Below are 12,646 nucleotides of genomic sequence, written 5' to 3' on the forward strand. Positions count from 1 at the left end.
TCATGGAGAACCCGATGGGATCTGCTGAAGCTCGCACCAAAATAAAAGTAGAGAACACCCTCACGACGGGACAAATCATGAGGGGCCGATACAGCGATTTTGATGTCCAGGGCTCTTCAATTGAAGCCGATGGTGACCGACTGCTCCTTGACCACAATTTTGATGAAGCACTGAACGTCTACCAGCGCATCGAAAACCCTGGTCGATCATTACGCGAGAAAATCGCCTACTGTCTTTGGGTGCTCGAAAATGAGACAGCATGGGCAGCCCTTGGTGATGGCTTGGAATCGACCACAGAAGATGGCATAGCCATGGAACTGCGCGCATTCGCCATGACAATGTTCAAGTCCGGGGCTAGTGATACACCTATCGCCGACTTGGTGGATTGCGTGCTAGCGCGTAAGGACCAGCTGCCATCCGCCATCCAACTGCTGTCATCGGCGATCTACGTTGCCGTGTCGATGCGCTTGGATCGCACAGAAGGGCTACCCCTCTACCCAGCGAGCTGCGAAAAGGCCGTCACCGCGCTCCGGGAAATGTCCAAGCCATACGCTGATTGCATGGAAGCGTTCGCCCTGGCACGCCAGATATCAATGCATCAGACCGCCCCCCAGCCGCTCAATGATTTGATTGAGCAGATGGATCTAACGGTGTGCCCAGTGCTCGGCTTTGTATTTACGGCAGCGGTGCAAGCTGCGAATACTGGAGTAGCTCGGAAGGTTGTTTCGGAACTTTGCCGCCGCTTCGATCAGCACCCAAATCTCACCGCTACGGTAGCCATGGCTGCGATCCACGCGTGTGATCTGGAGCTACTTGAGGTGTTGCCGGAGCCACTTCGTGAAGTCGCCATGGAGTTGCCTGAGCTTCAAGTATTACAGGCGATGAATAACGCCGACACCGACGCTTTGGTGGCTGCGATTCGGAAGGTGGAAAATGGTGATGGTCCGTTCCTCAGCCAGGATATGGCTATCCGTGAGCGCTTGTTAAATGTCACATTTCGGCGCTGGGATACCGGTACTTGGCGTATTCCCCATTCGCTCTTAGGTGAATGGGGGCCTCGAATCGTTCCGTTGCTGCCGGCAGGGGATCTCCGCGACGAGATCCTTGTGGAGGCTGCTTGTATGGGTGGAAACGATCTGACACCCCTGACCTCATTTTTTTGCGAGCTCTTCAACCGTAAGCCGACATCGGCCAACTTTTCGCTGATGTACGATGGGCTTCCTCTCGATCAGCTTGATGATCAGGCCCTGACGCAATACATCTTCGATGAGGCCACATCCGAGTATCCGTACTGCGGCATGCTTGATCCTGAATTTGAACCGGACCTTGAACCGTTCTTCAAGCGAGGCATCACTGACGCCTTGACGGCCAGAGCTGACGTCCTCACCGGCAATGCCAAAGATGAATACCTTCGAGTGCTCAGTCAGTGGGGGCTAATCCGCCGGCCGGAAAGTGTTGTCGCATTTAATTTTGAAAGGCGCCTGATGGGCAGTGATTTACCTGAAGGGCTGCTCGAACATCTGGAATCTATCCGGACATCGATCGGTGGTGCCAGCGGTTCACAGTTGGTCTATTTGCAGTCACTACTCGATAAGCTGTCCGCGGAGATTGGCCGGGCGACCCCTGTTGCGGCCGCAGAGGAGACTGTTGCTGCCGCCATCAATGAGATCCTGAGTCTCCGATCCCACCACCTCAACGAGCTTGGGCTTAAACGGGTTAGTGAGTTGACTAAGCGCTACGGGGCCCCAAGCCTGCTCGCGGAATTACGTGCGCTCGCGAAGGTTTCAACCACGACCTTGGGTACTGACGTAGTTGATGCGCTGGCAAAACATATGGTTCGCCAGCAGGGCACCCTGGCCACACGACGCAGCTACCTCGCGGGCATTCTTCGCAAGCGATTGGTTAACCTAAAAAGCAACTGGCTCGACCAGCAGGTCTCCAAGGGGCTGAACCGTGGAATCGATATTGAACAAATGATCGAGCTGGCCAAAGGCGTAGACACATGGGACGACTGGCTTGCAGGGCTTGAGCAATTGCGCCCCTACTGAATTGGCCGAACAGCCCAAACCACCTGGGATCAAAAATCCATAACCACGGGCGAGCTGGAACTTGCCCACCTAAGGAGAGCACATGGAAATTATGCATTTCACCGACGGTATCAATCCCCGGGTGCTGGAGGAGAGCCTCAAGTTGGCGATTGCAGAAGCGCCCGCCATGATCGGCCAGAATATCGATAGGGAAAGCCCGCTGCTGGCGCTTGCAGAGGCTGAGGTAGGGATTTTGCTCGGGGGGTCACTGCGTATGGTTGGGGCCGGTGCGCGTCAGGTCTTCAACGGCGTGATGTGTGACTTGAAGGTCGGAGTCATTGCGGCGATCGATGACGAGGGTGAAACGCCGAGGTTCGCCGGTTTCATTCAATACAAGCCCAGGCTCTTAACCGAAGGTGTGGCTTCGATCGGGTATGCCGCGGTAGTCGAAGAATATCGTGGGAAGGGCGTCTTCAAGCAGATGTTGGAAGAGCTAAAAAGCAAGTACACGGTAATAAGCCTGGACTGTCCGCTTGAACTGGTACCTTTTTACGAGAAGCTTGGGTTCCATGCTGACAACATTCAGCATGCTCACGTCGGCATGAGTAATGGCCCGTTGAGTGGCATTACCTGGATGCAGGACCAGGAGTATCTGGAAAACCAAAAGCCATACCAGCAAGCCAAAGCTGCGATTCGGGACAAGCTAGGCAAGCGCACAGCTGCAGCATATGCCAAGCGAGACGCAGATACCCGAAAGCGTGTTGAAGAGATCGAAGCAATGCTGGCTACTCGTGGTGTTGAGTCTGCAGGTCGTACCCAGCAACCGGCCTAGCCGAAGCGACAATGACAACCAAAGTGGCCTACGATAGCTCGGAGGCCATTTCAAAACCGCAGGGCCGAATTCGGACACAAGCATGATCGCCGCCGGCCAGTCATTGGTTCGGTAATCTCGCTTTCCCTGGCCATGACACATCAGGCAGCTGTGAAGTCTCACTCCAATTTTGATCCCGCGCTTCCCAACAGTCGGTGACGACTTTCAGTGGCTCGGCGGGTAGCAATTAGTGCGGCTGATCGGACCCAATCTGCGCACGTCGACGGTGTACTCATGTTCACCCATATAGATGCTGTGAGCAGACGGCCCGGCGATTATTGCATCCGCTGGTGCTGTGGTTTTCACGACCACTCCGCCTTTTCCCGTAGCGTTCAACCCTCTGGCGAACATCTGGGCAGTCTCCTCCTTTGTGCTCCACGCGGTTCCAATTTTGCCGCACTCCAGGCGATCGATATTTTCTCCACGATAGAGCAATAGGCCAGGCCCCTTGTACCGTGGCAACCAGGTCCAGAGCATGTCCATCAACAACTCATCATTGTCGACAAGCTCACGGATGTAATGGTGGGAAACATGCCATTGAGTGTGAAAGCACTCGACAATGGCGCTGTCTTTGGGGGCACACATGGTTAGCTCCCTGATGAGCGTGCACCATTCTTTCCTATGCCGATCGATACTCGGCGACTTCAGAAGCGGCCCAAATTCTTTGCCCTGGAGGATATGGCTGAGGAGAGGAGGGTACCCCGATAGTTCAAGGTCATGCATCGACAAACCTGCCTATGATTCGAACGTTTTTTTGGGGAAACATATCTGAGAAGCCTCCGGCCTGCGCAGGTAATCGCAGGTCTATCATTTGATCGTCGATGATCCAGGTGTAAGTGCCGAACGGCTGAAACAGTCAGCCCTTGTCCTTTGAGGTGTTGGAGTGTGCCCTGGCAATTCATGGGTGGCAGCCCATTGAGTCTACGAGTAATCGTCTTTGGCTATTGGAGCATTTTCGAATTCATCTGAGGTGATGGCCGGCCTGGCCTAGGCTTATTTGTTGCTCACAGTCTGCAGGCCTCCACTTCAAATGGTGCTTACGGCTGAAGCAGCTTTCACTACTTGGTTGCGTTCGGAATGCCGGCGCGAGACCTCCAGGAACTCGCTTAGGCAATCGATACCACGCTCATGTGGGTATTAACGCGACTGCCGCGGAGACAGCGTTCCAGGAGCGGGCAAGACTGGAGGCTTGGTCAGTCTTGGGTATTTTCTTCCAGCGAGCAGCTTTATTGAAAACTCTGAACTGAGGCAGTTTCGGATCGTGTGCGCTTGCCCAAAATTCGGCCGCGCAGTCCATGAAGCGCCTCGATTCAATGGAGTTTGGCTATACGTGTCTGGAGGTAAATAAGATGGCCATATCTCTCACAGATCTGAAACTCGAGTTGCTGCGTGTTAATGCAACTTGGACCGCCAAACCAACTGCAGTCAGCTTGTTGAGTGACGCTCGCAAGCGACTCATGCTCGGCGTCGACATCGATTGGACAAAGCTTGCAGCTGAACGGGCAATGGCCCCGGTGATGGGCGCTATTGTTGGGGCGCCACCCCCCATTTGGGATTGGCGGTTCGCTAACAATCAGAATCGTGTGACATCTGTAAAAGACCAAGGGCTGTGTTCGTCCTGCGTGTCCTTCGCGTGTTGTGGTGTGCTGGAAGCCACTGCGCGGATCTCAGTGGGTTACACCATTGATCTATCGGAAGCTGATCTGCATTTTTGTAGCGCGCATGGTGCGACCTGTGGTGGCTGGAGCGCCTCCGACGGTCTAGACGCGGCGACCGTAAGGGGAGTGGTCGATGAGGCCTCATTCCCCTACCTCAGCGCGTTCACCGGTGGTCCGGAACCGACGTGTACTGTAGTTCCGGACAGACAATTCAAGGCCTACAAGGCTAAGGGAAAGGTGATCCTCAACACTGCTGCTGAGCGTAAGGCGTGGATTGCTAACCATGGTCCAGTAGTGGCGTCCTTTCATGTCTATGATGACTTCTATTCCGTCGGAAGTGGTGTTTATCACCATGTTACTGGGGCTGAGGCCGGGTACCACGCTGTGGCCATCATCGGTTACTCGGATATAGATAGGTGCTGGATCGCCAAAAACTCCTGGGGTCCTACATTCGGCGAAAACGGGTTTTTCCGCATTGCTTATGGCGAGTGCGGGATTGACGCGGAATCGCCCGACACGGATTCCGCTGGGCGTCGTCTGAACTTTCCAATGTATGGGATCACCGGCTTGCACCTACCAGAGGCCAGGTACCCAGACTGGCTGCAGCTGGATGCCAATCCAGCATCATTAGCCATCGCGGCAGACGCGGACAAGCTGTACCAACTGCATAAGACGGGTCGCGTGTGGCGCTATACAGGAGTGCCTAACACCGGCTGGGAAGAGTTGGATAGCAACCCCGCAACCGTAGCTATCGCTGCGGCGGGCGGTAACCTTTACCAGCTGCACAATAACGGCCGGATCTGGAAGTACACCGGTGTACCTCACAGCGGGTGGCAGCAGCTCGACGCGAACCCAGCGACGGTAGCAATCGTGGCTGACGGCCAGGACCTGTATCAGTTGCATCGAGACGGGCGAATCTGGAAGTACAACGGGGTTCCTAACACCGGCTGGGATGAGCTGGATAACAACTCAGAAACCACTGCGATCGTTGCTTCAGGCGGCAATCTGTATCAGCTGCATCAAAGCGGGCGCATCTGGAAATACACAGGCACGCCCCACACTGGTTGGCAGCAGTTGGACGGAAACGCAGCGACCGTTGCAATCGTCGCAGATGGAAGCGAGCTGTACCAAAAACACCGAGACGGGCGCATTTGGAAGTACAACGGCGTTCCTAACACGGGATGGGATGAACTGGATAACAACCAGGCTACACGTGAGATCGCAGCGTCCGCAGGTCAGTTGTTTCAGATCCACAACACCGGCGCGATCTGGATCTACACTGGCACGCCTCATACAGGATGGAAAGAGATCGATGGGAACGGAGAATCCCAATCGATCTGTTCATCCGGTGGGCGTCTATACCAGATGCATAAGTCTGGCCGCATCTGGGCCTACACGGGACTTTGAGCGATTACTCGATAGTGAACGTGAATAGTGAGGGAGAGGAGCATACCGTAGGGCTGCAGGACGGCCTTGCGGTGTGCTGCCTTACGTTTGAGGAGATGCCGACTACAGGCTACCGCTGGCGTTTGCTTGGACTGCCTGAGGAAATCAAACTCGATGCTGATAGATTCGAGCTAGCAGACAATTCAATCGGTGGTTCGGGGAAACATCACTTTTACCTAATTTCGTCCCACACAGGGACGTACAAATTTTTTGCAGAACTAGCCCGACCCTGGGGCGGAGAACCTATCAATCGGCGTTCGATTACGTTGACTATCCAGTTGAACTCGAATCGAAGCCAGAAATAACAACAGGATCTGCTGACTTCTATCAGCCATTGTTGGAACCCTAGAGCTCTCACGACTTAATGTGCCAGATGGACATTATTTCCGGTATTTGTGTCCGTAGCGTGCATCGTGTTGAATTGTTGATAGAAGGGCCGCAGTAGTGTTAGCGGTTCTGAGGTCACAGCGCGAACACAATCAGCGATACTCGTTTGCTTAGCGGGACGCTTACGGGGCCTCTACGGCCACCAGCTGATTCGCACCACAACATTCAATCATGAGCACTTTCCAGTTGGCCTCCACTAGACGATGCAACCTTTGCCTTAAACGTACTCTTATGACTGAGGACCACCTGTTTCCACGTGGACTGGTAAGGCCTGGTCAGCGGCGCGTCACCAAAATTCTCAAAAGGATCGATCCAAACTCACGCGGCCACAGGACCACATTCCTTGCCCAGAATGGAGTGGTGAAGGCTACGCTATGCGCAGACTGCAATAACCGCGTGTTGGGTTCCGAGCTTGATCCGGCGCTGATCGATGTCTACAAGACCGCATCAGCGGCTTTGGAGAAGGGTCGATACCCAATGGTGGAACCATTTCAACTCAATGGTGTGAACATCAACAGGGTTGCTCGCGCCGTCGCCGGGCACTTGATTGCGTTGGATGATAAAGCTCGTTACCGCCACAGGATGATTCGGCATTTGAGACGGTTTGTGCTGCAGGAGAGTTTCGGCCTTCACCCGGAGCTGCGATTTCACATGTGGCTCTATCCATTCAGCCGCCAGGGGATGCTTAGTGACTTACATCACACTGAGTTCGGCACATCTTACGAGACGCTTTGGATCTCGGCCTTCAAAACGTACCCCCTTGCATTTGCATTCAGCACCGAGGTTCAGAATCCAAACTATCGTTTGCGTGGGGTTATAGATCTCACTCAGGGCATTACCTTGGACACAAGTGCGCTCTATTCGGTGCGGATTCAAGCCAAACCAATCGTGAACAGTAATTGGCCATTCGCACCACACCAAAATGGAGCAATCCTAACTGGGGACAACGGTAGCGTAACCACATCTCTGTACCAGAACAAAACGCAGCGGCGATAGTTCTACAACATACCAGGTACTTCAAAAGGACAGCGGCTCAACGTGTAATGTCCGATTGATGTTTTGGTGTAGGCCCGGCATTTTCAGCCTGAAACGGCAAGGAGTGCACGGATGAAGAGAACTTCTTCATCCAATCACTAAAGTGGGAGGAGTGTGCTGGACAGTGATAATGCCTAGGCTCGAACCCAGGCCTTTGTTGATACCCGAAGCCCATTGGTAGGGTGCAGATTTATGCGGCACAATCTTAATTGCATGGACTTTACAAACCGTTTGCATTCGACTTGACCTGTGGTTTGCATCGGAGTTCGCCAGCGCATTATATGGCCTTCATTTGCAGGGTGCTGGAGGCCAAGAGCCTTGTGATCAAACTGCAATTGCAGAATCCCGGCATACCTCTTATCAGGAGCCCAAAAGCGGCGGACGATAATCGGGATGCCCCTCGGTGCGCTCACCCCGGGCAGAAGCCCAGAAGTATTTCGCGTGATGTTTGTAGACTTTGGTGGCTTCCGACAAGTCATAGGCCAGACCTTGGACCAAACTCAACAGTAGCCGGATGATATCCAGGTTGTCTTGATAGAAGGCCTCAATCTCGTTATCGGTCGCCCAAACAACCGGCTCAGCTTCCTCGCCCTGTTGCCCTATGGTATCCGATCCCGCCACTGCTATCGGTGCATTAGGCAATTGCCGGTGCGCCAGATGCTGGTGGCGTAACATCCTTAGCTTCTTCAGAACTTCAGAAGCTGTGCCACCTTCGCTGTATTTGTTGATCAAGTTCAGTATCTGATCCCGTTGTGGCGTGAGTGATTTTCTCATGGCTTCCGGTGCGAACTTGGAGCGAAGACTCGTGCGCCGGGCCCTGAACTGAACCAAGGCTTCAAAGAATATCGGGTCACGCAGACGATCTGCGATCAGACTCATCCTCACAGCCTGTTTGTTGCTATCCCATAGGCGTGTGAGCGCCAGTAATAACTCACGACGCAGCGACAACCGAATGATCTGAAAGGCATGTGCCGCATAGGAAGTACCGATACGATCGTGAAGGCCGGTGTCATATGCCGCTGGTCGCCAGGTTTCATGGAACATAACCGCGAGTTCGATCTCCTGTCGGGCCGTGTCGACCATGTTCTTCAATCGTTCGATATCTTGTTGGGCATCGTCCATCTACGTCGTCCACGAGCGAAATTATTCTGATTGTAACGTGCAGTGAGACGGGTGTGGTCAATTGCTACCTTTCGGCAACAACAGTCATGGGCCGACTTTTGCCAGAGAAGGCAACCCAGAGTGCTGGTCAAATCCGATGTAACCGACTGGCCAAGTCGAATGCAAACGGGTGCTCAAGTGGAGTGGAATTTCCCAGCACACATTCGCCACTGTTCCCATCACATTTATGGGTCGTGCCACAGTGCAATCCTCGCGACACTGGCCTCACCAAAAATACCTGAGGAACTCCAATGCCTATGTACAAACGCTCTCCGCTTGTTCGAGACGTGTGTGAGCTTACCAAGCTGGTCAAAAAATTCGTTGGAGAGGAGGGAGGGTTCGCAAGCTACTCGTTGGCGGAAGGATCGATCGATGCTGAGAATGAAGACTATTATGAGCTGACTTTTCACGAGAAGGGTTCGCTAGTCACTTTTTACCGTGGCTGGACACTAGACGTTTTGATTGTGCCAATCAGGTCGTCTCGGTTCCTCGGTATTCTGGAGTTTCTTAAGCAGACAGACGACACGCTGTACGCGACTACCCTTGAACCGCTCTTACGTGCATTAGGTCGTGCAAGTACGAAACTGGCATGTGTTTCGCCTATCAAGGCGATTTGTGTCGGATACCGCTAAAAACCGTACTCGGCGATTGCCCCGGGGCGATGATTGCTAGAGGTGCATCAGGCTAGAATGTTTGTGCGAAAATTTTCTGTTCTCACAGGCGCGGGATTAGCGAACCGGCATGGGTATTGTCGCTTCGGCTCGTGCTCTATGCGGGGATGAATCTAGGCAAGATGGTCCCGTCCAATGGATGTACCGCCACTGTACCAATGCACGGGCTAACTGTGATTGAAGGTCAGGGTGCGGCGTGATCGCCGCACCCAATACAAGGCAATTCAAGGCTGAGAAAGAAAATTCTCCATCTCTGCGTCCTTTTTGCCATCAAGGAAGTCTTGGATCGCCGCTTTGTTTGCCGCTAGGCTAGCCATGAGGTTGGGCAAATCTGCCTGCAAGGTCTTCTCCCGCATTTTTTCGTCGAAAAATCCTGCGGCTTTGGTAAAGCCTGCACGATTCAGATGTAACTCATTCACCCAGTCTGTTGGGTGAATCTCATTTCTAAGATCTATATGGTGAACTTTCCCAGCGTATTTTACTGCCAGGCTTGCAAGCATTTCATTGAACGTATCTACTTGCTTTTTAACTATGCCCCACTGTTCTTTTGGGTTAGTTATTCCCTTGCTGACTAAAGCTGGCCTGAGCCAAGGGCCTATTATGTGTTTGCCAACAAGGTTGATAACTCCTAAGCCGGTCGGGACCGCGTAACCGTAGCCATGTATCAAAATCTGCGTTTTTTCCGACGCGGCGAGTACAGTGGTAATCATTTTTTCATAACCATTCCGAAATACTGTGTTGATCATGTAGTTAGAATAGTCGGTGCGAAGGACACCTAAAAGTCGACCTTCATTTGAATCTTTATGGTTAAGGTATGATGCGAATTCGTCACCAGCGATATCATTACCACATCCTGAAAAAATAAAAAATTTAGGTTTTTCATTTTTAACAGCTTCCAACACCTCAGGGTGTTCACATGGTTGCCTCACCCAACTATTATTATATTTGCTACCGTAGAGCATATTTTCAAGTGTGTCGCCACCAGTCCCGAAATTCCTGATCATATAGCCAATGCGCCTCAGCGATTTAACCAGATCGTTTCCTGGGAGATAGTTTGTCCACGAGTCACCTTGCACGATGATGTTGAAAGGAGTGCTTGCGGTCATCATTCTTCCTGACTCACGCAAGGTTTCCAAATAGAAATCCAATGTTTGTAGTCTTGCGTCTTCTTCAGATGCATCTAGCACGGCGGACATGATGAGCTCCCTTGAGTGTTATTTTAGGACGAATTCGTCTGTGATGGCAGTCTAGTAGCCACCTACAAAATCGCTAGACCGTCTGTCACTCGAAGGATTTGGGAGCGAATAGGCAGGCTTTGTAATCCCGTTCTATCGTCTTTCTGCTGTGCTCTCAATTTCTGGGAGCGCCAAGCTTCCTTCGATCGAAGGTGGAGATCCAGAATGCAACTTTCAGATGAGACGATAGAATCGCTAAAGAAAGACATCGACAAGGCTATGAGTGACGATACATCGCTTAATGCTTTGGCGATCGATAATGAATTCATGTGCAGAAACAAGGCGACCATCACGCCGCTTGTGGTTGGTGTTGCTACGCTATTGCTAGGAAAGGTCGGTGGAATTGGTGCCCAATACGCGTTGGACAAATATTTTAGAGATCACTGTCACTGATAGGATTAAAGGTAATGCAGAGGAGAGCGTGATGTCCTCCTCTTTGTTTTCACTGACTGACTGCGGCTTAAACTGGTAGGCGTGCTTTGTTGCAAGAGCAATATCGTTTGAGCTGAGCCGTGTGCGCGGTAGAATACCAATCACCATCGAGTCTGAAGTCAGCTCAACTTAAGTTGAGCTGATGACACTTATCGATCTTCAATACTGAGATTCTTGTTTGAACGGTGACGTTCATCATCCCGGCTGTTGTAGTACGTGTCGACCGTGGTGGCCAAGCTCTGGTGGCGTAAGTCAGCCTGGAGATCCTTATGATCGCGAACCTTTGCATCCGCTGTCGCGGAGGTGTGACGGAGCCAGTGAAGCGAGGCCGAGCGCAGGTTCTTGATGTCGTCATCAGGAAAATCGTCAGCCTTCATGCGCTCCAACGCTTTGTCGAAGACTTCCTGAACCAAACTCCTTATATGGCCCTCTGACAAACCTGCTCGTCCCTTGAGAGACTGCAGGAGCGGCGCGGAATCGTCAGGGTAGGGCGCTGGTGTCAGATTGAGGAAACGTCTGTAGCGGGCCATCCAGACGTTCATGTATTCGTCCTTTACACTGATCTTGGCCGATTTGTTGCCTTTACCAATGACATGGAACCACCAGTTCCCGTGATCGTCCTTGCGGAAGTCACTCATCATAGGCTCCCAGTTATCACGACCAACCACGTCGGACACGCGAAGGTACATGGAATAGATGGTGGCAATAATGAAGAGGGTGCGTTCGCAAACTTTGAGTTTGTTTTCAAGACGCTTTAGTTTGGCCTTCAGGGCCTTTTTGCCTGCTTTGTCTAGCTCTTCTACGTTTTCATTTGCTTCTGCTTGGGCTGCTTGCAATTCGGTTGATGCTTGATCAGCCATTAATTTGGCTGTCTCTAGTACGAAACTCCACTGTAGCGCTGTCAGCGACTTTGCTTTCTCATCGGCCACAACCCGTTGCTTGTACTTTGATTTTTGCTTAATGGCGCGGATCGGATTGGCGTTGTTGGAGAGGCCTTCGTCAGCTGCCCACTGAAAGAAGCTCCCGCACACGGCAAAAATCTGGGCGATTGAGTCCTGTTTCATCTTGTAGGGCTTGACGTCAGGCTCTTTGTTTTGCTCCATTGCGAGCTTTAGGACAGGCTTCTTGACTGTCAGGAAGAATGGACGCCACACAGGATTAATCGTATAGGTATCGGTAGGTTTAGCGGTTCGACCGCCAACACGCTGATAGCGAGCCTTAACAACCGGACCGATCCAATCTGCAGGTGGTTTGATGCAAAATTCCATGAAGCGTTCGCCATCCTGGCGAGTCATTTCGAGGATTGGCTTCTTGCAAACCAGGAGCGTCCATAACAGCAATCGTTCAACATGGGTGCGATATGAATTGTAAGTCGCTTGATTGTCTTTATAAGAGCGCAAAAAGCTTCTGACTGCACGATAGCCATTGATGGCGCAAAGATCTTCAGGGAAGGATTCCAGGTAACTGATGACCACAGGCTGTTCTTGAGACAGGTTGTTGTGGTTCAGCTCAAGGAATCGGTCATGCGATTCAAACAAAGGAATCAGGTTGGCCATGAAATTTCCGTTTTCGGGTTTTGTGAAAAGCAGGGAAATTCTACCCGGCTTTCGAGGGACCTGTAAAATACGGTTCTACCCATTATCGAATATTACTCATATTCATGCCACTCACTTACTCATTTTTTCGCCTGATTAAGAAATTAATTTCACTCATTCAAATGTGT

General features: G+C 52.0%; 10 protein-coding genes. 6 read left to right on the top strand and 4 right to left on the bottom strand.

All coding sequences use genetic code 11. The annotated features are described in order from the left end of the window. The first annotated feature begins 2 nt into the window (after positions 1-2). Together ACQKP2_RS13525 and ACQKP2_RS13530 are read left to right on the top strand one after the other, a co-directional pair. A complete protein-coding gene (locus ACQKP2_RS13525; protein WP_427577103.1) occupies positions 3-2,048 on the top strand; it encodes a hypothetical protein in 2,046 nt (681 codons plus the stop codon). Between the two features lie 82 nt (positions 2,049-2,130). Further along, positions 2,131-2,859, top strand: a complete 729-nt coding sequence (locus ACQKP2_RS13530) for a GNAT family N-acetyltransferase (RefSeq protein WP_427577104.1) — start codon at positions 2,131-2,133, stop codon at positions 2,857-2,859. Between the two features lie 204 nt (positions 2,860-3,063). Here the strand turns inward: ACQKP2_RS13530 and ACQKP2_RS13535 are convergent, their stop codons facing one another. Continuing rightward, entirely contained in the window at positions 3,064-3,483 is a 420-nt protein-coding gene (locus tag ACQKP2_RS13535) for a hypothetical protein (protein ID WP_427577105.1), read from the bottom strand. Positions 3,484-4,193: 710 nt separating this feature from the next. Between ACQKP2_RS13535 and ACQKP2_RS13540 the strand changes: the two genes are divergently transcribed. From ACQKP2_RS13540 to ACQKP2_RS13550, 3 genes are all read left to right on the top strand, one after another. After that, positions 4,194-5,963, top strand: a complete 1,770-nt coding sequence (locus ACQKP2_RS13540) for a C1 family peptidase (RefSeq protein ID WP_427577106.1) — start codon at positions 4,194-4,196, stop codon at positions 5,961-5,963. Between the two features lie 95 nt (positions 5,964-6,058). After that, positions 6,059-6,307, top strand: a complete 249-nt coding sequence (locus ACQKP2_RS13545) for a protease inhibitor I42 family protein (protein WP_427577128.1) — start codon at positions 6,059-6,061, stop codon at positions 6,305-6,307. 313 nt (positions 6,308-6,620) lie between these two features. After that, entirely contained in the window at positions 6,621-7,385 is a 765-nt protein-coding gene (locus ACQKP2_RS13550; protein WP_427577107.1) for a hypothetical protein, read from the top strand. Positions 7,386-7,784: 399 nt separating this feature from the next. Here ACQKP2_RS13550 and ACQKP2_RS13555 read toward each other — a convergent pair whose 3' ends face one another. Continuing rightward, positions 7,785-8,546 (bottom strand): hypothetical protein, encoded by a 762-nt coding sequence (locus tag ACQKP2_RS13555; protein ID WP_427577108.1) that lies wholly within the window; start codon positions 8,544-8,546, stop codon positions 7,785-7,787. Between the two features lie 934 nt (positions 8,547-9,480). Continuing rightward, positions 9,481-10,452, bottom strand: a complete 972-nt coding sequence (locus tag ACQKP2_RS13560; RefSeq protein ID WP_427577109.1) for a hypothetical protein — start codon at positions 10,450-10,452, stop codon at positions 9,481-9,483. Positions 10,453-10,656: 204 nt separating this feature from the next. Between ACQKP2_RS13560 and ACQKP2_RS13565 the strand changes: the two genes are divergently transcribed. Further along, complete coding sequence (locus tag ACQKP2_RS13565) at positions 10,657-10,884, top strand: hypothetical protein (protein ID WP_427577110.1); 228 nt, start codon at positions 10,657-10,659, stop codon at positions 10,882-10,884. 188 nt (positions 10,885-11,072) lie between these two features. Here ACQKP2_RS13565 and ACQKP2_RS13570 read toward each other — a convergent pair whose 3' ends face one another. Further along, a complete protein-coding gene (locus ACQKP2_RS13570) occupies positions 11,073-12,479 on the bottom strand; it encodes a site-specific integrase (RefSeq protein WP_427577111.1) in 1,407 nt (468 codons plus the stop codon). Positions 12,480-12,646 lie beyond the last annotated feature (167 nt).

The sequence above is a fragment of the Pseudomonas sp. NPDC089569 genome (assembly GCF_050280625.1).
GTDB lineage: Bacteria > Pseudomonadota > Gammaproteobacteria > Pseudomonadales > Pseudomonadaceae > Aquipseudomonas.